Source organism: Streptomyces sp. NPDC002867 (genome assembly GCF_053591895.1).
In genome coordinates, this window is sequence record NZ_JBSFUR010000016.1 from 118285 (window position 1) to 138927 (window position 20643).

Here is a 20643-nt window from a genome sequence, read left to right on the forward strand (position 1 = left end):
TTCCGTGCCCTCCCACACGAACCGCGAGGCCCCTTCACCATGCCGCACCGACCGTCCCCCCTGTCGCACCCGCAGAGCGCACGGAGGCGCAGGCCCCCCGCCAGGCGTGCTGCGGGCCGCGTCGGCGTTCTCGCGGCCTCCGTGGCGATGCTCCTCTCGGCCGGCATGCTCGCCCCGGCACTGGCGGCCACGGCGCCGACGGGGCCCGACGACGCCACGACCCACTTCCGGGCGCTGGTGCGGCCAGAGGGGAAGGAGCGGGTGACGGCAGCGGTGCTCGACCTGGACGGCACGGGCCGGGAGCCCGTGGTGTACGGCGACGACTCGCCCTACGACACCGCGAGCATCGTCAAGGTCGACATTCTTGCCGTCGCGCTGCTCCAGGCGCAGAACGCCGGACACGACCTGACCGCCCAGGAGCGCGCCTGGGCGGCGGCGATGATCGAGCGCAGCGACAACGCGGCGGCGAACGCGCTGTGGCGGCGCATCGGCCTGGCGCCCGGCCTGGAGGCGGCGAACAAGCAGCTGGGGCTGACCTCGACGAAGGGCGGCCCCGGCGTCAGGTGGGGGCTGACACGGACGACGGCGAGCGACCAGATACGGCTGCTGCGCGCGGTGTTCGACACTGCCCCGGCTCCACGCGCGACCCCCTCGGCGCTCAATGAGTCCTCCCGGACCTACATCCGCACCCTGATGGCCCATGTCGTCGGCGAGCAGGCATGGGGCGTCTCGGCGGCCGCCGGCTCCGGATGGGCCTTGAAGAACGGCTGGCTGCAGCGCACCACGACCGGGCTGTGGGACGTCAACAGCGTCGGACAGGTCACGACGCGTGGACACCGCTACCTCGTCGCAGTCCTGTCGGACGGCAGTACGTCGATGAAGGACGGCGTCTCGCTGGTGGAACGCGCGGCCCGCGCGGCGGTCTCCTCGGCGACCGGGCACTGACCGCACCTCCACCCCGGCCTCGTCCCGCTGCTCAGCGTTCCGACAACGTCTCCTGCAGCCAGTCGAAGACGACCTCGCAGTGCTCCTGCGGGGCCATCGGAGAGCAGTGCAGTTGCGCGCCGGTGGCGGCGCTGAGCTTCATGTAGTCCTTGGGGGACGTCAGCTTGTCGAACAACTCGCGCGGCTGCCCGGGATAGAACTGCTCGTCGTCGTAGTCCAGGACCAGGGTGGGCGTCTTGATGCGCCCCACGACGTTCGTGATGTCGAGCGACTCGACGAGCTTGGCCGGGGTGTAGAAGTCGGTGAACATCTTCCCCTGGCGGGCGCCGAGCATCGCCGGTGCGGAGAAGGGTTCGAACCGTTTCCTCAGCGTCGCGGCCTCGGTGGGAGACAGCTCGGGGACGACCTCCTTGTTCCAGATGTTGTTCGTCTCCTCCTTGTCCGGGGTGAGGATCTCCCGGATCTCCGCCGGGAAAGCCAGCCAGGGCCTCAGTACTCCGGGCATCGCCACCAGAGCGGCGATCCTGTTCTCGTAGGCCGCGGCCCGGGGAGCCAGCTCGCCTCCCATGCTCAGTCCGGTCAGGGCGATCCGGTCGATGTCCACGTCGGAACGGGCGGCCAGCCAGTCGACGAGGGGAGTCACCACCGTCTCCCAGCGCGGCGTGAAGACCACGCGCTCCAGGAAGAGCAGCTGGCCCTGGCCCGGTCCGTCGTACACGAGGGCGTTCCAGCCGCGCTCCAGGGCGGCCGCCACGCCGTAGGTCCACATGTCGACGTTCTGCCCGTCGCTGCCGTTGGTGAGGATCACGGTGGGGCGTCGCTCGGCGGAGTCGTCCGGCCGGAAGAACCAGACCGGAAGCGACGTGTTCCGGTACGGAACCTTCGCCGTCACCGGGGCCGGGTCGGACAGCTTGCAGAACGTGTCCCAGGCGCCGCGCGTGGACTTGTACAACTGCTCCTCGTTGCCGGGGCCGTCGGAGCCGAGGACGAAGAACAGCGCCTGGCTGTAGTACTGCGATGCGCGCAGCGCGCGGAAGCGCGTGGTCCCTGTGCCGGGCTTGTCGCCCTCGGGCGCCTTCGACAGCCGGTCGGCCAGCTCGCGGAAGGTCTCCACATACGTCTGCGCGGAGAGCCCGGCCTTGTTGATCGCGTTCACCGCGGTGAGCACCTCGCCGACTTCAGCGGAACCCTGGCCGGACCCGCCGAGGGCGAGAAGCGCGTTGAAGTTGAACGCCGGGTCCTTGAAGAGGGTCATCACCCCGGGCGTGGGCCCGTCCGCGGAGCCGGTGGCCGACCTTGTGGGACTCGGGGTGGTCCCTTGCGCGGAGGTATTGCCCAGGGGCGTACAGCCGGCCGCCAGCACCGCCCCGGCGCCGACGACGAGCCCAGTCAGTGCCGTCCGCCGGGTGGGGTCGGCGGCGCCCTTCGGTAGATGCGTCATATCAGCCGACCGTAGGAGCGGTGCCCCTCCCATCCCGTTGACCACACCGGCGATTCCCCCGAACAGCCCCCCTGCCGGCCCGGACGGCTCTGATCAGGGCCGTCCGCGAGCACGTGCGGCAATCCGGCATGACCTCCGCCGTGCAGGCCCCCGCGCCAAGAACGCCCCGTCCCGTCGCTGCCCATGCCTCGCGCGGAGGCACTGTCGGCCTGTGTTTCCTCTAGAGTCGCCCCTATGACGGAGGCACCGGCCCAGGACCGTGGCGCGCGGTCCCGTGACGCGATACTGGACTCCGCCGGCGAACTGATGGCGCGCTGCGGCTACGCCGCCACGTCCATCTCGATGATCTCCGCCGCCTGCGGTCTGCCGGTCAGTTCGATCTACTGGCACTTCGGCAGTAAGGACGGGATCTACGTCGCGGTGCTGGAGCGAGCCAGGACCGCGCTGCTGGCGGCCCTGCCCCCGGCCGAGGTGCCGGGCGCCGACGTGGCCCAGCGTCTGGACACCTTTCTCGTGGAGGTCGAGGACGCATTCCGGCGTCATCCGCACGGTGTGAAGCTGCTGTTGGGGCTGGGTACGGTGCAGCAGGACGCCAGTGCGGCGGCAGTGGCCGAGGTGCGTCAGTACCGCGACGCGCTGGTGGCCTGGGCTCGGGATTCGGTGGGCTCCGTCTTCTCCTTGCGTGACCGCCCCGAGGTGGCGGACGAGTTGGCGCGCTTCACGCTGAGGATGGCGAGCGGAACCGCCGTGGCCCGTTGGTTCGAGCCGGACACCCTCCTGGAGACCGGACCGCTGCGCGTGGCGCTGCTGGCGCTGGCGGCCCATCACGGCGTTCCGGTGCGGGACGTCCCGGGCGAGGACGCCCCGTCGCGCGGCGTCACGACCGGGGAATGACGACCCGGTACTTGCCGCCCGGAGACTGCTCGGGCGGCTCATGGGCGCGTTCGACGCTCACCTGGCCCGCCCCGTGGGCGGTGAGCAGGGCGACCATCTTCTTTCGCACCGCCGTCCACAGCCGCTCCCGATCGGCTCCGGCGGCGGACCGGATCCGCACGCGGACACAGGCGGGCGCCGTCTGGACGATCTGGAACAGGTCGATGCCCGGGATGCTCTCCAGGAGGGTCTCGAAGGCCATGGGCACGATACGGACGGTGCCGCCGTCCCGGCGCGGGAAGGACAGCAGGTCGGCCGCGCGGCCGCGGACCTTGATCGCGGGGAGCGGGTCTCCGCACGGGCACGCATCCGGGCGTAGGAGGACGCTGTCGCCGAGGTCGTAGCGCAGGAGCGGCTGCGCCCATCGGCACAGGCTGGTCAGGAGCACGGTGAAGGACTCCCGGCCCGGCGGGGTGGGGCGGTGGTCGGCGTCGACGGGCTCCAGGATCAGCCAGTCGCTGTGGACGTGGAGCCATCCGAACGGGCAGCCGTAGGCCAGGGCGAGACTCTCGTTGCAGCCGTAGGTGTTGACCAGGTGCGACCCGAAGGCAGAGCGGATCCTCCGGTGGTCGTGGTCACTGACGCCCTCGGCCAGCAGTGACACCACGACCGGGGCGATGCGCAGCCGGCCGGCCAGCTGCTCGCCGGCGAGCAGCGCGATCACCGTGGCGTAGCCGGCCAGGAACACCGGGCGGGACCGGTTGAGCCGGTCCACCAGCTCCGGCAGCGGGCTGTGCGCCGACAGCACCAGGCTGCCCCGGGCGGTCAGCCGGCCGGCCTTGCGGGAGCGGGCGATGACGGCGTACGCCGCCAGATGGCCGTTGGTGGCCACGATGTGCGCCGAGCGCACGCGGCGGGCGAGCAACCGGGCCGTCACCGAGGGGGTGAGGGTACGCAGGGCGGCCCGCAGTGACAGGGCTCTGACCACCGCCGCCGCGCGGTCGTCGAGCAGGAAGATGCCGCGGTGGCCGGTGGTTCCGGATGTGGTGGTGGCCAGGTACCGGCCCAGGAAGCGTTCGCCGGCCCGTCCGGGATCCGCGACGAACGCCCGTACGCGGTCGATGGTCACCTCGGGATCGGTGACCCAGTCGTCGAAGCGCGCCATCAGGGTCTGCTTGCGCGTCACCGGCAGCAGGGCGGGGTCCTCGACGCGTTCGGGCAGGGTCCGGTACAGCTCGCGGTAGTACGGGGAGTGGGTGCGGGCGAAGCCGACCATCGCGGCCAGCCGCTCCCGCTGCCGGTGCGCCAGGGCGTCCGGGCCCTGCCGCAGTGTCCGGCGCCCGTCCCGGACCAGGGCGAAGGTCGATGTCATCGCACCGCTCCTCGGGGAACGGGGGAGGACTGCCAGAACGCGCAGTGGTGGTCGGCCGCGAACCCGGTGGTGGGTTTGACCCGGTCCGGCGCCAGCACCTGGACGCGGTCCCCGTCGGCCGTGTAGCGCGGCCAGCGCGGAGTCCCGGGCGCGTTGGGATCGCCGGTGGCCGTGAAGCGGGCCCAGTAGGCGGTCATGGTGGCGGACAGCCGGCGCTGGGCGGGCGTCAGGGGCGGTAGCGCGTCCGTGGGGAAGAGATAGGCCAGTTCGGAGGCGTGGAAGGCACCCTGTGGCGTGTGCGGTGCCGGGATGAACGGCGGTGCCTGCGGGTCGTGGAACTCGTAGGCGTAGACGGGTGCGCGGCTGCTGTACAGCCGGCTGTCGGCCCGTGCCGGGCAGGCGAACCGCTGGTCGGTGCCGACGGCGGAGTAGGCCAGGTTGGGGGACGGATACGCCGAGGCAGGGTACGTGCCGAGGACCGCGGCCGCGCGGTCTCCGTGCTGCAGCCTGATCAGGGCGGCATACGAGGCGGGGGTCAGCGGGCCGCCGCCCAGCAGATCCACGTACAGAGCAGTGAAGTAGCGGTACTCGTCATGGGTGGTGCCGCTCAGCGTCGGGACAGCGTTCACCCGTCCCTCGGCCCACGCCTCGTGCGGAGGGTGCGGGAGGACGCGTGGTCCGGTGTTCGGGCTCCACAAGGACGAGGCCCCGGTCCCGGTGGCGCGGATGAGCTCGGTGGTGGGCACGGCGCGCAGACAGGCCTCCGCGGTCGTCGGGTCGGTGCAGCCGACCGAGGCCGCGAAGCCGCTTCCCTTCCGCTCGGCCGCGTCGAGCGTGAGGGGCGTCAGACCGCCGTCCGCGGCGCAGCTTCCGCTCTGCTGGATCGCCCGGTGGAACAGCCCTTTCGCGGTCGGCGAGGCGATGTGGAGGCAGGTGTCCGCCGATCCGGCGGACTGGCCGCCCAACGTCACCCGGTTCCGGTCGCCGCCGAAGGCACCGATGTTGCGCCGCACCCAGCGCAGCGCGGCCTGCTGGTCCATGAGGCCGTAGTCGCCCGAGGCGTGGTCCGCGCTCTCGGCGGACAGGGCGGGATGGGCGAGGAACCCCAGTGCTCCGAGGCGGTAGTTGACGGTCACCACGACCACGCCCCGTGCGGCCAGCGCGGCGCCGTCGTAGTCGCTGCCCGCGCCGTAGACGTTGCCTCCGCCGTGGAGCCACACCAGCACCGGGAGGGGGCGGCCGCCGGCGGGGGCGGGCGTCCACACATTGAGGTACAGGCAGTCCTCTGTGGTGCTGCCGGTGCGGTTGGACTCGCCGGGCAGGACAGGGCCGCCGTCGGGGAGCAGCGTCAGCGGTAATTGGGGGCAGGGGTGGGCCGGTTCGGTGGCGTCCCGTACGCCGGACCACCGTGCTGCGGGTCGCGGCGGACGCCAGCGCAGCTCACCGGTCGGCGGGGCGGCGAAGGGGATCCCCTGGAAGACCCGCCCGCCGTCGCGGTCGGCCGCGCCCCGCACCCAGCCCCGGTCGGTGCGTACGACCAGGGAGCCGGGGCCGGAATCGGCGCGGGCAGCGGGCCCAGGAACCGTCAGTGACAGGAGCAGGGCCGCGACGGCGGCTGTGGCGCGGGCCAGGGTGTGGCGCAGGCTCGGGGCTCTCATTCATCGCTCCAGGTCCGGGTGCGGGGGGTCGTGGCGTGCTCGTAGGCGCCGATGTCGCAGGCAGCGCCCTGCGGGCGGGTGACGCCGCGCTGATCGGTGGCCGGGCAGCCGTCGGCCGCGTCCAGGGCGGGGCTGCCCGGCAGCAGTGGGGCCGTGTCCGTGGAACCGCCGTGGTCCGCGACCGGTCCCAACAGCGGGTCCCGGCTGGGCAGATCACCCACGGCGGTGAGCCGGCAGCTGCCGTCGCCGTCGATGTTGTGGCCCAGCGACGTGATGGTGGCGAAGGCCTTCTCGCAGTCGCCGGCCGCGCCGTCGACGGTGTTGCCCGCGACGACGGAGTTGCGCAGGGTCATACGCCCCAGCGGCAGATCGACGATGTCGGGGATGGGCGCGGGCAGGCTGTCCAGGTAGGCCGGCGCGATGTTGATTCCGCCCCCGCCGTCGCTGGAACTGTTCCTCGTGATGGTCGAATTGAGGATGCGCACGATTCCCAGGCCGCGGATGTCGATGCCTCCGCCGTACCCGCCGAGGCTGCCGGGGCGGTCGCCCGGGTCCGTCACCCGGTTGTCGGCGACCGTCGAGTTCGTCACGGTGCCGCTGTCGTCGAATCTGATGCCCCCGGCCTCCCCCGCGGTGTTCCGGCTGACCGTGCTGTCCACGAGATCCAGGTGGGAGTCCGGGATGTTGAAGACGCCGCCGCCGTAGCCGGCGGAGTTCCCGGTCACGGCGACCCGACGCAGTGTCAGGTGCCGTTCGTTGGCGATGCCGCCGCCACCGGTGTCGGTGAAGGGCAGTTCGCGCTGCCTGGCCCTTCCACCGGTGATCGTCACATCGGACATGTGGGTGTCCGCCCGCAGGCGGAAGACCCGGTCCAGGCGGTTGGCGTCGATGACGGTGCTCCGTGCGCCCGCGCCTCGAAGGGTGGTGGGAGCGTCGACGTTCAGGTCGCCTGTGGTGGGATCGGGATGGGACCCGAGGATCAGCCTCGGGTCCGGCGGGATCGTCAGCCGGTAGTGGCCGGGAGGCAGCGTGACGGTACTGCCCGGCCGGGCGTTGGCGGCCATCACGGCGGCGCGCAGGCTGCACGCGCCCGACGCGGTACGGCACCGGCCGTCCGACGGGTCGGCGTCCACCGCGTCAACGGTGGTGTCCACGGTGAACTCCGTAGGGCCGGCGGCCCGAGCCGCGGCGGTGGGGGCGGTGGGGGCGGCTAAGGACTCCGCGATGGCCAGGGGGATGACGGCGAGTGCCGCAAGGGTGACTCGGACCCTCATGCGGTGAACTCCTCTCGGCGAGGAATCTGGGCGTACGAGGACGCGGTTGCTGCGAGAACGTCGCGCTGGTGCGGGATGCGCGGCTCGTGCGGAGAGCGTGACGGGGCTGCGCTGGAGCGCGACGCCGACCGAAGAGCAGAGGACGAACCGGCTGAGCGGGAGAACAGGTCGGTGTCTGTAGCGAGCGTTCCATTCAGAGCGGGCCGTGTCCACACGGCCACAGAGAATTGACCGAAGCGGACCGGCTCCGCGGGACATGGGCCAGGGCGCTGCCGCAGGCAGCCGAAGCGGCTTGAGGACGCGGGGAGTTGGCGACGGCGGCCGGTTGCAGCCGGACCGAGACGATGCCCGGCCGCCCTCGGCGACGCCGTTGTCCTCGGGTCGGTCTGACGTGCGATTCATCACAGCAAGTTATGTTGTGCACAATTTAATTGCCTACTAGCGTCTGGGGTGAACACCACCACCGACAGGGAGGCACCATCATGGACCCCGTCCGCTACGAGGACTACCGCCCGGCCGAACGTCCCACCTATCAGGAGGAGTTGGACGCAGTGGTCGCCCAGGTGGAGCAGCGCACCCGCGCCTCGGTCGAGCGCGAGGCCGTCGGCCGCGCCGTCCGTACCGCCCACGGAAAGACCTACGGCCTCCTCAAGGCGACCGTCACGGTCGGTGACAACCCGGGCTTCTACGGCCAAGGCATCTTCGCCAGGCCCGCCGCGTACGAGGCCGTCGTCCGCTACTCCAACGGCCTCGGCCACCAGCGCCCCGACCACCAGCTGGGCGCGGCGTGCGGGATGGGCATCAAGATGTTCGGAGTCCCCGGCCCCTCGCTGCTGGACGACGAGCCGGACAGCGGTACCTTCGACCTCAACCTGATCAACAACGAGGTCTTCTTCGCGAACACCGCCTACGACTACATGGTCATCGAGGAGTTGTTCGCCGAGCTGCCCGAGGCCCTGGTGAACCCTGCCCGCCGCAAGAGCTGGATGGCGGAGTTCCTGACCCGCCGGGGCACGCTCACCGATCCCGACAGCTGGCTGTGGGACGAACTGTTCGCCATGCTGTCGTTCACCACCGTCCCGCGCAGGAACCTGCTGTCGTACACGTACAACAGCATGGGCGCCTTCCGGTACGGTGACCACATCGCCAAGATCCGTACCGTGCCGACGGCCGAGTCCCTGGCCTCCCTCACGCACCAGATCGTGGACGTGCGCGCGGACCACGAGGCGTTCCGCCGCACCCTGGTGGCCGAGGCCGTGGAGAGGGACCACTCCTTCGAGCTCCAGGTGCAGCTCAACACCGATCCGGTCCGCATGCCGGTGGACAACACCTCCGTGAAGTGGCCCGAAGAGCTGTCCCCCTGGGTGACCGTCGCCCGTGTGGACCTTCCGCGCCAGGACGCCGGCGGGGACGACAACCTGGCTGCCGCCGACGCCACATCGATCACCCCGTGGCGATCCCGCGAGGAGCACCGGCCCATCGGGGAGATCCAGCGGGTGCGGCAGGAGGTGTACCGGCGCTCGTCCATCGAGCGGCACCGCATCAATGGGCAACAGCGGCGCGAACCGGCCGGCAGCGCGGAACTGCTCGGCTGAGCGCACGGACGCGTTGTGCCGGGCGCAGCGCAGGCCGAACAGCAGACCCCGGACCGGCTCGGTCCGGGGTCTGACGTGGGCCAGGTGCTGAGGATCGGGCCAGGCGGGCCGATGAAGGTCAGCGCGTGGGGTCGAGAAGTATCTTGCGGACGCCGTCGGCGCGGCCGGCGAACAGTTCGTACGCCGCCGGGCCCTCGGAGAGGGGGAAGCGGTGGGAGACCACGGCCTCCGGCTTGATCCGGCCGGCACGGGTGAGGGCGATCAGGGGAGGGAGCTCGTAGTGCACCGAGCAGAGTCCGATGGCGAACTCGAGTTCCTTGACCTGTGCCAGTCCCATGTGGAAGGGGAACGCCTTGCTCTGGCTGACTCCGATGACGCTGACCCGGCCGGCCTGCCGGACTGCCTTCAGGGCGAGCTCGATGGTGGCGTCCGAGCCCACGGCCTCCACCACGGCGTCCGGCCCGCGTCCGGCGGTCATCTCCCGTACGGCCGTCCGCGTGTCCTCGCCCTCGACCGGCTCGACACCCAGGGTGGCGGCGAAGGCGCGGCGCTCCGGGACCAGGTCCGCGCCCAGGACCCGCGCGGCGCCCATCGCGAAGGCGGACTGGGCGGCCATGAGGCCGACCGGACCGAGGCCGACGACCAGGACGGTCTCACCGGGCTGGATGCGGGCACGGCGGCAGCCGTACCAGGCCGTGGGGGCGTTGTCCGTCAGGACGACGGCGGCATCGTCGGAGATGCCCTCGGGCAGGCGTACCAGATTGACATCGGCGTACGGCACCGCGAGGGCCTGGGCCTGGCTGCCCGGAAGCTGCGGGCTGACTCCGTAGCAGAGGTCGGTACTGGACTTGGCGCGTTCGCACCGGGCGGTGAACCCGGCCGCGCAGGACCGGCACAGGGCACAGCCGACCGAGGCGGGCACCAGAACCCGGTCGCCGGGCTTGAAGCGGGTGACCTGGCCGCCGGTGTCCACGACCACGCCGACGCACTCGTGTCCCGGTGTGTAGCCCAGTTCCGGGCTGAACCCGTTACCACCGTAGATGTGCAGGTCGCTGCCGCAGATGCCCGCCGTGGTGACCTGGACGACCGCGTCGGTCGGGCTGGTGACGGCCGGGTCGGGGACATCCCCGTAACGGATGTCGTGACGGCCGTGGTAGCTCAGGGCTTTCACCGGATTTCTCCCTCCCTCCGCCCGGTCAGTCCGCGATCTTCAGCACCAGCTTGCCGTGGTTCTCACCACGGAAGAGGCGCATGAGGGTGTCGGGGAACGCCGCCACTCCTCCGGACACCACGTCCTCCAGAGACGTCAGCCGGCCTTCCGCCCGCCACGCGGCCAGTTGTGCGACGCCCTCGGAGTACCGGTCGGCGTAGTCGAACACCACCATGCCCGTCATGGAGGCGCGGTTCACCAGCAGCGACAGGTAGTTGGCGGGGCCCTTCGGCTCGGTGCTGTTGTACTGGGAGATCGCGCCGCAGACGACGATGCGGGCACCGTGCGCGAGCCGCAGCAGCACGGCGTCCAGGACGTCACCGCCGACGTTGTCGAAGTACACGTCGACGCCGTCGGGGGCGTGCTCGCGCAGCGCCTTGCGCACGTCCTCCTTCTGGTAGTCGATCGCGGCGTCGAACCCGAACTCGTCGACCACCAGCCGGCACTTGGCCTCGCCGCCGGCGATGCCGATGACCCGGCAGCCCAGGATCTTGGCGATCTGCCCGACGACGCTGCCGACCGCTCCCGCCGCTCCGGAGACGACGACGGTCTGGCCGGGCTCGGGACGTCCGATGTCGATCAGGCCGAAGTAGGCCGTCAGGCCCGACATGCCGAGAGCGCCGAGATACGTCGGCAAGGGGGCGGCCGCCGGGTCGACCTTGGTCACGCCGCGCCCGTCCGACACGCAGTACTCCTGCACGCCGAACGAGCCCGACACGTGGTCGCCGACCGCGAACCCGGAGTGCCGGGAGGCGATCACCCTTCCCACCGCGCCGGCGCGCATCACCTCGCCGATCTCCACCGGGCGGATGTAGGACCTGCCCGCGTTCATCCAGCCGCGCATCGCCGGGTCGATCGACAGACAGAGCACCTGCACCAGGAATTCCCCGTCGCCCGGCTCCCGGGCCGGTTCCTCGACGTGCTCCCAGTCGGTGGACCGCGGCTCTCCCACGGGGCGTGCAGCCAGACGCACCTGGTGGTTGATTCTGCTCATCTGCGCGGCTCCTTCGACGGTCGCGTGGGATCGGCGGCCGGTACAGGCGGCGGGCCGGCGTCGTCGCGTACCGACGCGCCCGCACGGCATACCGGCTAGTCGGTATGAGGGTGAGCGTACGGGTGCCGTCCCGTCGGAGGCAAGAGGAGCCGGTGCGACGTACGACGCAAGGTCACACGCCCTGTGGGCATCTGCCCGGCCACGGCTTCCGTCCCCGTGGGGCCGGCCGCGGAAAGTCGGTGGGCAAGGAGAAGGCCCCGGCGCTCCTGTCGCCGGGGCCGCTTCGTCGATCCAGGGCGGTCAGCTGCTCGGTCCGCGCCTGGTTGCCCGGCTGGAGCCGCCGCCTCCGGCTCGGGGGCCGGCCGCAGCGGCCATCGCCAGGCCGCAGAGCAGCGCGACCACGCCGACGATGATGTTGCTGACGACGCTACGGGTGGTGGCCATGTCGCCGGATACGACCCATGGGGAAATGATCGTCCAAGCGCCGATGGCGCACGCCGCCCAGGCCATGGCGTGGGTGCGCTCGTATGCGGAGCCGAATCCGCCCATGCACAGGACAAAGGCGATTCCTGTGATCAGATTGCACACGGCCAGGTTGGTCAGCCCGCTGAATCCGGCGATCCATGGCGAGGCAGCCAGGTAGAGGCCGGTAAGTACGGCCAGGGTCTCGACGGCTTGGGCGCGCGGCGTGCTGGTCGCCCGCTCGAAGCGGGAACGCATCTCGGCCAGGTCCGGGTGTTGCCCGATGTCTGCGTGTGTGGTCACGGTGGGCCGCCTCCTGTCAGGAGCTTATGTGTCCTTTATGTCCATGGAACGTCTGTCGGGGCAGCCGGTCAACCGGGAGGAGTGCGGCTCTCCGCAGCCGCAACAGGCGGCCGCCGGCCGGGGGCCATCGACGCCGCTCGCCCCACAGGCTCCTCACCCCGCACGAACTTCCGGCCAGTGCCCGGGCCACGGCCGAGCGGCCCGCGTGCTGGGAGGACGAGCTGGATCGCCGCTGCGCGAATGCAGCGACGTGGCCGTGATTCGCCCGTGCTCGCCTGGCTGCGAACCAAGCGGTGATGAGCGCGGCCGTCATCACCGCGATCCTTCGGCCGCCTCCGGTCGGGGTGCCGGCCCGGAACAGGTCGCGGGCCCGGTCGAACGCACTCAGCGGGAGTCCGGCCACGGCGTTGCGGGGCGGGCGCCGGGACACCGACGGATGGGGATGCGTGGGGGCGGTACGTCGCACGGTCTCCCACGTGGTGCCCAGTCGACGCAAGCGCGCGGGGTCATGATGGAGCGCTTCCTGCAGGCGTGGCAGGAGCAGGTCCTCCTCGTCCTGGATGTCCTGCCGTATGAGGGCGAAGGCCTGGCCGACCAGCTCGACGTGGCGGGGGTCGGCCGGCCTGGTGCGCTCGATGTCGGCGACCAGGTTGTTGATCTCCTGGTGCTCCTGTTCCACCCGCGAGGTGAGCTCTTCGCCGTCGTCTGCCAGCCGCCGCAGAGCCGGCCACAGCACCGTCTCTTCGGCGAAGGCGTGGCTGAAGGTCAGCTGGATGATGTGCTGCAGAGTCTGCTGCCGCTCCTGTGCCGGCTGGCTGCCTTCTGCGTAGAGGTTCATGAGGCGGTCGAGCTCGGCGTGGTCACGGCGCTGCCGGGCCAGGACGCTTGCCTCGCCGCCGAGCTGCTCGACGCTCTGCTCTGTGATGGAGGGCGACATCGCTTTCTCCTAGGGGTGGGCGCGGTCCTCGATGCGAGGAGCGCGGCGCCGGCGGCGTCCGGTGATCAAGGACTCGATCCACAGGAAGGTGACGATCGACAGCGATGCCGCTCCTCGGCCACGGCGAGCCCCGACCGTTCGACGATCTGACGTCAGCGTTGTGTACGACGAGTCAGCAGGAGCCCCAGCGCGAGCATGACGGCGCCGAGAACGAGGTGGAGCCAGTTGTCAGCGGTGTTGAGCGGAACGAAGTTGGCGGCGCTGTCGTGGTCGATGATCAATCCATAGACCCACAGCACCAGGTAGACGAGCCCGCCACCGATGAGGAACGTGCGTGCGGTGGCGGCTGCGCGGGCCATGAGCAGACCGGCGATGCCGAACAGCAAGTGCACGATGTTGTGAAGGATCGACACCTGGAAAAGCCCCAGCAGCTTCGCTTCCGAGTCGTGCTCCGCGAACTTCATGGTGTCGTAATCGGTGGTGACACCAGGGATGAAGCCCAGGATGCCCACGAGGAGGAACACCGCTCCGACGAGCATCGCGGCCTGCTGCGCGGGTGACCTGGTCATAGGTGTGCGGTGTGTGCCGGCCATGGCATGCCCCTTGAGACGCTCAGCCTCTGACGACCCGCGGGTACCCGTGTCGCGTTCGCTCAAGCCCCAAGAACCCGCAGCGGACCCCGGCGGACTCCCGGGCAGGTCAGGAGGGGGACAGCGGAAACCCCGCAGGGTTGACACCCGGGTAACATGCGCGCAAAATCGCGGCACCGCACGACATTGTCGAACGGTGTTCGGGGTTGATCCCCTCAAGGGAGTCCGCCCTCTGGTCCCGGTGAACGGACGCGATCAGCGCCGTCCCCCCGGGGGCAGCCGGACACCGCCGTCGACCACCGCAGCCACGACCTGTGGTTCCCGCTCCCGTTCGCCACAGAAGGACACCCCCGTGCCGAGACTGCGCCCGATCCTTGCCGCCGCCGCTCTCGCGGTCACCGCTGCCCTCGCCCCCCTTCCGTCCGCCGTCGCCGACACCACCGATGTCTCCCCGCCCGGCGCCAACGACTGGTCGTGCAGGCCCAGCGCCGAGCATCCCCACCCGGTCGTGCTCGTGCACGGAACGTTCGAGAACATGGCCAAGAACTGGCCGACGCTCAGCCCGAAGCTCAAGAGCGAGGGATACTGCGTCTTCGCGCTGAACTACGGCGGCAACGCCATGGGGCCCATCGCCGACTCGGCGAAGGAGCTCGACTCGTTCGTCGGCGCGGTGCTCGGGGCCACCGGTGCACGCAAGGTCGACCTCGTCGGGCACAGCCAGGGCGGGATGATGCCCCGCTACTACATCAAGAACCTCGGCGGTGCGACGAAGGTCGACGACCTGGTCGGCATCGTTCCCTCCAACCACGGCACGGAGGGCCTGATCCCCCTGCCTGCCGGGTCCGGGAACAGCGCCTGTCCGGCATGCGACGAGCAGCAGGCCGGGTCGCAGTTCCTGACCGACCTGAACGCCAAGGACGAGACGCCGGCCGGCCCCGACTACACCGTCGTCACCACCAGGTACGACGAGGTTGTCACGCCGTACACCAGCGCCTTCCTGGACGGATCAGCCCGCGAGGTCACCAATGTGACCCTCCAGGACGCCTGCCCGCTGAACGCCATCGAGCACGACCAGGCACCCAACGACCCGGTGGTCCACCAGTGGGTCCTGCACGCGCTGGAGCGCACCGGTCCGGCCGACCCGGCCTTCCTGCCCTCCTGCGTCGCCTGACGCTCAGGCCGCCTGCCGTACGCGGTGGTCCCGAAGTATTTCCTGCACGCGTATTGCCACGTTCCGGATACCTGGCAGTAACCTTTGGGCACCCCCGTACGGCACCGGTGCCTCATCCCTGCGGCTTCTGCGGACTCGCGTTCCGCCGACCGCTCCTGGTCTTTCCGTGACCCGGGAACGACACGCTCTGGACAGTTTCCCCAGCGCCCCCACGCGCTCCCGCTTGCCCGGAACTACGTGAGGTGACCGTGAGAAAGCACATGATCGTGGCCGCTCTGACCGCCCTGCTGCTGGCCCTGGGATTCGGGACTCCGGCAGGCGCAGTCGGCACGTCGACGTTCAACTCCTCCAGTCATCCCATCCTGTTCGTCCACGGCTACAACGGCAGCGGTGCGAACTGGGACACCATGGTGAGCCGGTTCAAGAGCGACGGCTGGCCCGCCGCGTACCTCGATCAGTGGAGCTACGACTCGCGGCAGTCCAACGCCACCACGGCCGAGCAACTCGCCGGTGCGGTCGACCGGTTGCTCGCCGCCACGGGAGCCTCGCGGGTCGATGTCGTCACCCACTCCATGGGCGGGCTCTCCTCGCGCCACTACCTCAAGAACCTCGGAGGCGATTCGAGGACCGAGGCATGGGTGTCGCTCGGCGGACCCAACCACGGCACCGACACGGCCAATGGTTGCTTCGACCCCTCGTGTGCGGAGATGCGCATCGGATCGAACTTCCTGACCGCTCTCAACTCCGGTGACGAGACGCCGGGAGCCCCGCGGTACGCGACCTGGTGGTCACCCTGCGACACGGTCATCAACCCCGACAGCAGCGTCGCCCTCACGGGCGCCGGCAACACGCGGACCGCGTGCCTGGGCCACAACGGACTGCTCACCGACGCCACCGTCTACGCCCAGGTCCGCAGCATGATCAACAGTTGAGCCGTCTTCGCCTCCCGAGCAACCGGTCGCCGTGGGGACGGGCCCGGCGTCCGGCCTCGGCCGTGCTGCCCGCACGGCGGCGCCGAAGCATCCTGGAAGCATGGTGCGAGCCAATGAGGAGGTCCAAGCGCTCCTCCAGGAGTACGCCGACCTCATCGCCATCACCGGAGGCGACGCCTTCAAGGCGCGCGCGTACGAGAAGGCCGCGCGTGCGGTCGGCGGCTACCACGCGGACGTGTCCCGGCTGGACGCCGGGCAGCTGCGGGAGATTCCCAACGTCGGCAGGTCCATCGCCGACAAGATCGTGGAGTTCCTGCACTCCGGCCATGTCTCCGCCGTGGAGGAGCGCCGGGAGGCCATCCCGGCCGGCGTCCGCGAGCTGATCACCATCCCCATGCTCGGCCCCAAGAAGGCCTTGGTGCTCTACGAGGAACTGGGCATCTCCTCCGTGGACCAGTTGCTCGACGCCATCCACGAGGAGCGGTTGCGCGACCTGAAGGGCTTCGGCGAGAAGACCGAGGAGAACATCCTCCACGGCATCTCCTTGATGCAGAAGGCGGGCGACCGCATCCTCCTCGATGCGGCCATGGACACCGCCGAACAGATCGTCGCCGAGCTGTCCCGCATCACCGGCTGCGGACGATGCTGCTACGCCGGGTCACTGCGCCGCATGTGCGAGACCATCGGCGACATCGACATCCTGGTGGCGGCGGAACAGCCCCGCCCCTTCATGAATGCGGTCGCCGGCCTTCCGTACACCGCCGAGGTCATCGCCCGGGGCGAGAAGAAGACCAGCATCCGCACCACCAAGGGACTCCAGATCGACGTCCGGGTCCTGCCACCGGAGTCCTGGGGAGCCGGACTCCAGTACTTCACGGGGTCGAAGGCCCACAACATCCGCACCCGCGAGATCGCCGTGCGCCACAAGCTCAAGCTCTCCGAGTACGGACTGTTCCGCGTCAAGAGCGGCAAGAAGATCACCTCGGAGACGGAGGAGGAGATCTACGCCCGCCTGGGCCTGCCGTGGATTCCACCGACCCTGCGCGAGGACCGCGGCGAGATCGCCGCCGGGCTGCGCGGCGAACTCCCCGACCTGCTCGACGAGGCGGACATCCGGGGCGATCTGCACACACATACCGACCTCACGGACGGTCTCGCCTCCCTGGAGGACATGGTCGCCGCGGCGGCCGAACGCGGCTACGCCTACTACGCGATCACCGACCACGCCCCCGACCTCGCGATGCAGCGCATGACGAAGGAGAAGATCCTCGCCCAGCGCGAGCGTGTACGGGAACTGGACCGCCGGCACAACGGCATGCGTCTGCTGCACGGCACGGAACTCAACATCGGCCCGGAGGGCGAGGTCGACTGGCCCCGCGACTTCCTGGAGACCTTCGACCTGTGCGTGGCCTCGGTCCACTCCCACTTCAACCAGAGCCGGCAGGACCTCACCCGCCGTCTCGTACGCGCCTGTGAGAACCCCTGCGTCGCCGTCATCGGTCATCCCACCACGCGGCTGCTCGGCAAACGCCCCGGCATCGACGCCGACTTCGACGCGGTCTTCGAAGCCTGCGCGCGCACGGCCACCGCCCTGGAGATCAACGCGCATCCGAACCGGCTCGACCTGTGCGACGAGGACATCCTGCGAGCGAAGCGGTACGGCGTGAAGTTCGCGGTCAACTCGGACGCCCACGCCACCACGCACCTGCCGTACATGCGCTACGGAGTCGGCACGGCGCAGCGTGGCTGGCTCACCACGGACGATGTCATCAACACCTGGCCGCTGACGAAACTGCGCCGCTTCCTGCGGCACTGATGCCGTGGGTGGTGTGGAGTGCCAGGGGCTGCCGTACTGCCGTGGCCACCGTTCGGTGCGGCACCGGCCACCCGACCGAGGCCGGGAGGCGAGCGGACGGCATCGCGCGGCGCGATGCCCTCGCCTTCGGCGGCGACGGGCCCCGGCGGCGCCGGGCCGTCCGGTGCGGTGCACCCGACGGCCCGTGACCCCCATACCTCAGCGCGACAGCGCCCAGCGGGCACCCCTGGCCGCAGCGAGCAGTTCGGGCACCGTGGCCAGCTTGACCCTCGGCCGGCCGGCCCGGCGGCCACGGGTCAGCTCGGCCCGCTCGATCGCGGCCAGGCCGCGGGCGTCGACGACCTGGCGGTTGCGGCGGCGGGCGAGGCGGTGGAACGCCTTCGGCGGGGCCGTCGGCGTGGGCAGCGAGCCCGCGACGGCATCGGCGAGGAGCGTGCCGATCGTCTCGGCGGCGCACGTGCGGTTGGCGCCGATGCCTCCCGAGGGCCCGCGCTTGATCCAGCCCACGACGTACGTCCCCGGCCGGCCGGTCACTCGGCCCGCCTCGTGCGGGACGGTGCCCGTGGCCTCGTCGAACGGCAGCCCGGCGACCGGCACACCGCGGTAGCCGACCGCCCGCAGCAGCATGCCGGCCACAACCTCCTGCTCGCCGGAGTCAGTTGTGACGCGCACGGCACGGACCCTCTCCTCGCCGAGCACCTCCGCCGCCGAGGAATGGAACCGGAAGACGATGCGCCGCCCCGTCGCCGGCGGAAGCGAGAAGTCGACACGGTCGCGGGTGACACCCTGGAGCACCGCTGCCTTGTCCCTGGGCCCGGCCGCGTCGATCGACGCACCGGTCCGCGGATCGTGGTCGTCCACGACCAGTTCCACACCGTCCAGGTGCCTGAGCGCGAGCAGTTCGGACCTCGTGTACGCCGCGTCCTGCGGACCGCGGCGTCCGAGCAGCACCACCTCGCGCACCGAGCCGGCGCGCAGGGCCGTCAGCGCGTGGTCCGCGATGTCGGTGCCTGCCAGTGTGTCCGGGTCCGCGACCAGGATGCGGGCGACGTCGAGGGCGACGTTGCCGTTGCCGACCACGACCACGCGCTCGGCGGACAGGTCGATCGCGTCGGGCGCGACCTCCGGGTGGGCGTTGTACCAGGCGACGAACGCCGTCGCGGAGATGCAGCCGGGCAGTTCCTCGCCGGGGATCCCGAGCCGGCGGTCGGCGGAGGCGCCCACGGCGTAGACGACCGCGTCGTGGTGCGCCGCGAGTTCCTCCGCGGTGATGTCCCGGCCGACCTCCAGGCCCAGGTGCATCCGCACGCGGGGGTGCGAGTGGAACCGCCCGAAGGTGTCGCCGACCTTCTTGGTGGCGGGATGGTCCGGCGCCACCCCGTACCGGACGAGGCCGCCGGCCACCGGGAGCCGGTCCACCAGCGTCACCTCGGCGTTGGTGTGCAGCAGCAGGTCCTCGGCGGCGTACATGCCGGCCGGGCCCGTGCCGACGACCGCGACCCGGATCGGCGCGAAGTCGGACGGCAGGCTGCGGTCGAAGGCGGGCTCGCCCCAGGAGTGGAAGTTCGGGCCCTCGTCGGCCGGTTGGGGCTCCTGGCCCTCGAAGTACTCCGCGTTGATCCGGGCGTACTCCTTCTGCGCGGTGGACAGGCTGTCCACCGGGAAGATCGCGTCCACCGGACAGGCGTCGGCGCACGCGCCGCAGTCGATGCACGACTTCGGGTCGATGTACAGCATCTCCGTGCTGCCGAAGGCGCGCTCCTGCGGCGTCGGGTGAATGCAGTTGACCGGGCACACGGCGACGCAGGTGGCGTCGCTGCAACAGGTCTGGGTGATGGCGAAGGTCATGTCGTCAGCTCAGTTCGGCTCGGATTCGGCTCTGTCGGGCCCAGCTCGTCCGGCGCGGTCAGATCAGGTGCGCGCGCTTGTAGAACATCTGGGCCGGCTTGGTGAGCAGTCGGGCCGAGGCCAGGAACTCCATGAGGCCCGCGCAGCTCGAGCGCATCAGGGACTTGTGGTGCTCGTTGGCCTTCGCCTCGCCGACGGCGCGCTTCCTGTCGAGTCCGGCGTTGGTGTAGACGTCCTTGTTCACCATGCTGGTGACGATGACGTAGGACGCGACCGCGATGACGAAGGCGTGGATCTGGCGGCGCAGCCATCCAGCCTTCTCCAGGTGCCTACGCGTCTCGTCGCGGGCGAACTTCATGTGCCGCGACTCCTCGACGACATGGATGTTGTTGATGGTGCGGACGAACGGCACGACCCGCTCGTCGCGCATCCAGTCGCGCTGCATCACGTCGAGGACCTCCTCGGCGACGAGGATCGCGGCGTACGCGGCCTCGCCGAACGCGACTGTCTTGAAGACCCGGCCCAGTTCGACCGCGATCCGGTGCGGGCGGTACGCCGGTGCGCCGAGCTTCTTCGCGCCGCGGGCGAACATGATCGAGTGCCGGCACTCGTCGGCGATCTCGGTCAGGGCCCACTGGAAGCCGGCCTGGGTCGGGTCCTTGGCGTAGATGTCGCGGAGCACCATCTGCTGCAGGATCATCTCGAACCAGATGCCGGTGCTGGCGACCGACGCGGCCTCCTGCCGCGTCAGCTCCTTGCGCTGCGCATCGGTCAGCTCCCGCCAGTACGCCGTGCCGTACAGCGTGCTCCACTCCGGGCTCGCACCGTGGAAGTCCTTGTCCAGCGGCGTCTCCCAGTCCACCTCCGTGACCGGGTCGTACGACAGCGTCGCGGCCGAGTCGAGCAGGCGCCGGGCGACGTCGTGGCCGCGGTCCTCGTCGGGGGCCCTGTCCTGGATCTCCGGCCGAACGGTGCTGCTTGCCATGGTGCGGCTCCTCGTGCGGTGGGTGGTGTTCCTTGTTCGCTGGTGTGGGATGTGCGGGGGTATCTCGGGGCGACGGGAGGGCTGTGGGGCCGTCGGCCCCGCTCGTGCCCGCGCGGCGACCGGCGGCTCGCGAGATCCCGTCGCCGCCGCTTGTTAGACGGACCGTATAGTAAGAGTGCCGCTCGGGCCTACCCCCGAGTACAAAATCGTCAACGGCGGCCCGGCAGGGGGGTGCTG

General features: G+C 70.6%; 17 protein-coding genes. 6 read left to right on the forward strand and 11 right to left on the reverse strand.

Going from position 1 to position 20643, the window contains the following annotated elements; translation table 11 throughout:
* The first annotated feature begins 147 nt into the window (after positions 1-147).
* Positions 148-945, forward strand: coding sequence for a serine hydrolase (locus ACWD0A_RS17935; protein ID WP_451299175.1), 798 nt, complete (start codon positions 148-150; stop codon positions 943-945).
* A gap of 31 nt (positions 946-976) precedes the next feature.
* Here ACWD0A_RS17935 and ACWD0A_RS17940 read toward each other — a convergent pair whose 3' ends face one another.
* Complete coding sequence (locus ACWD0A_RS17940) at positions 977-2386, reverse strand: alpha/beta hydrolase family protein (RefSeq protein WP_451299127.1); 1410 nt, start codon at positions 2384-2386, stop codon at positions 977-979.
* A 234-nt stretch (positions 2387-2620) separates the two neighbouring features.
* Between ACWD0A_RS17940 and ACWD0A_RS17945 the strand changes: the two genes are divergently transcribed.
* A complete protein-coding gene (locus ACWD0A_RS17945; protein WP_451299129.1) occupies positions 2621-3280 on the forward strand; it encodes a TetR/AcrR family transcriptional regulator in 660 nt (219 codons plus the stop codon).
* Here the strand turns inward: ACWD0A_RS17945 and ACWD0A_RS17950 are convergent.
* The 3 genes from ACWD0A_RS17950 to ACWD0A_RS17960 are packed head-to-tail and all read right to left on the reverse strand — an operon-like array spanning position 3264 to position 7563.
* Positions 3264-4631 (reverse strand): phenylacetate--CoA ligase family protein, encoded by a 1368-nt coding sequence (locus ACWD0A_RS17950; RefSeq protein WP_451299131.1) that lies wholly within the window; start codon positions 4629-4631, stop codon positions 3264-3266. The two genes, ACWD0A_RS17945 and ACWD0A_RS17950, sit on opposite strands and share 17 nt — an antisense overlap.
* The gene (locus tag ACWD0A_RS17955) at positions 4628-6289 is read right to left on the reverse strand and encodes a carboxylesterase/lipase family protein (RefSeq protein WP_451299133.1); all 1662 of its coding nucleotides are present in this window, start codon (positions 6287-6289) and stop codon (positions 4628-4630) included. The genes ACWD0A_RS17950 and ACWD0A_RS17955 overlap by 4 nt, the downstream gene beginning before the upstream one ends.
* The gene (locus ACWD0A_RS17960) at positions 6286-7563 is read right to left on the reverse strand and encodes a choice-of-anchor Q domain-containing protein (protein ID WP_451299135.1); all 1278 of its coding nucleotides are present in this window, start codon (positions 7561-7563) and stop codon (positions 6286-6288) included. Before ACWD0A_RS17960 ends, ACWD0A_RS17955 begins: the two co-directional genes overlap by 4 nt.
* A 482-nt stretch (positions 7564-8045) precedes the next feature.
* Here ACWD0A_RS17960 and ACWD0A_RS17965 point away from each other — a divergent pair, with 482 nt between their 5' ends.
* Positions 8046-9158, forward strand: a complete 1113-nt coding sequence (locus ACWD0A_RS17965; protein WP_451299137.1) for a catalase family protein — start codon at positions 8046-8048, stop codon at positions 9156-9158.
* 118 nt (positions 9159-9276) lie between these two features.
* Here the strand turns inward: ACWD0A_RS17965 and ACWD0A_RS17970 are convergent, their stop codons facing one another.
* From ACWD0A_RS17970 to ACWD0A_RS17990, 5 genes are all read right to left on the reverse strand, one after another.
* Positions 9277-10329 carry an alcohol dehydrogenase catalytic domain-containing protein gene (locus ACWD0A_RS17970; protein ID WP_451299139.1) on the reverse strand — a complete coding sequence of 351 codons (1053 nt, stop codon included), beginning with the start codon at positions 10327-10329 and terminating at the stop codon, positions 9277-9279.
* A 25-nt stretch (positions 10330-10354) separates the two neighbouring features.
* Positions 10355-11362: an NADP-dependent oxidoreductase gene (locus ACWD0A_RS17975; RefSeq protein WP_451299141.1), complete on the reverse strand. Its 1008-nt coding sequence runs from the start codon at positions 11360-11362 to the stop codon at positions 10355-10357.
* Positions 11363-11662: 300 nt separating this feature from the next.
* Positions 11663-12127, reverse strand: a complete 465-nt coding sequence (locus ACWD0A_RS17980) for an SPW repeat protein (protein ID WP_451299143.1) — start codon at positions 12125-12127, stop codon at positions 11663-11665.
* A 16-nt stretch (positions 12128-12143) separates the two neighbouring features.
* Entirely contained in the window at positions 12144-13064 is a 921-nt protein-coding gene (locus tag ACWD0A_RS17985) for a hemerythrin domain-containing protein (protein ID WP_451299145.1), read from the reverse strand.
* Between the two features lie 152 nt (positions 13065-13216).
* Positions 13217-13657 (reverse strand): DUF4383 domain-containing protein, encoded by a 441-nt coding sequence (locus ACWD0A_RS17990; RefSeq protein WP_451299147.1) that lies wholly within the window; start codon positions 13655-13657, stop codon positions 13217-13219.
* Positions 13658-14006: 349 nt separating this feature from the next.
* Between ACWD0A_RS17990 and ACWD0A_RS17995 the strand changes: the two genes are divergently transcribed.
* The 3 genes from ACWD0A_RS17995 to polX all read left to right on the forward strand — a co-directional run bounded on the left by ACWD0A_RS17995 (position 14007) and on the right by polX (position 17573).
* Complete coding sequence (locus ACWD0A_RS17995) at positions 14007-14825, forward strand: alpha/beta fold hydrolase (protein WP_451299149.1); 819 nt, start codon at positions 14007-14009, stop codon at positions 14823-14825.
* 260 nt (positions 14826-15085) lie between these two features.
* Entirely contained in the window at positions 15086-15757 is a 672-nt protein-coding gene (locus ACWD0A_RS18000) for an esterase/lipase family protein (RefSeq protein WP_451299177.1), read from the forward strand.
* Between the two features lie 100 nt (positions 15758-15857).
* Positions 15858-17573 (forward strand): DNA polymerase/3'-5' exonuclease PolX, encoded by a 1716-nt coding sequence (gene polX / locus ACWD0A_RS18005; RefSeq protein WP_451299151.1) that lies wholly within the window; start codon positions 15858-15860, stop codon positions 17571-17573.
* 198 nt (positions 17574-17771) lie between these two features.
* On the opposite strand, the gene ACWD0A_RS18010 is transcribed toward polX, so the two are convergent.
* Together ACWD0A_RS18010 and ACWD0A_RS18015 are read right to left on the reverse strand one after the other, a co-directional pair.
* Entirely contained in the window at positions 17772-19421 is a 1650-nt protein-coding gene (locus ACWD0A_RS18010; protein ID WP_451299152.1) for an FAD-dependent oxidoreductase, read from the reverse strand.
* Between the two features lie 58 nt (positions 19422-19479).
* Positions 19480-20406 (reverse strand): AurF N-oxygenase family protein, encoded by a 927-nt coding sequence (locus ACWD0A_RS18015; protein ID WP_451299154.1) that lies wholly within the window; start codon positions 20404-20406, stop codon positions 19480-19482.
* Positions 20407-20643 lie beyond the last annotated feature (237 nt).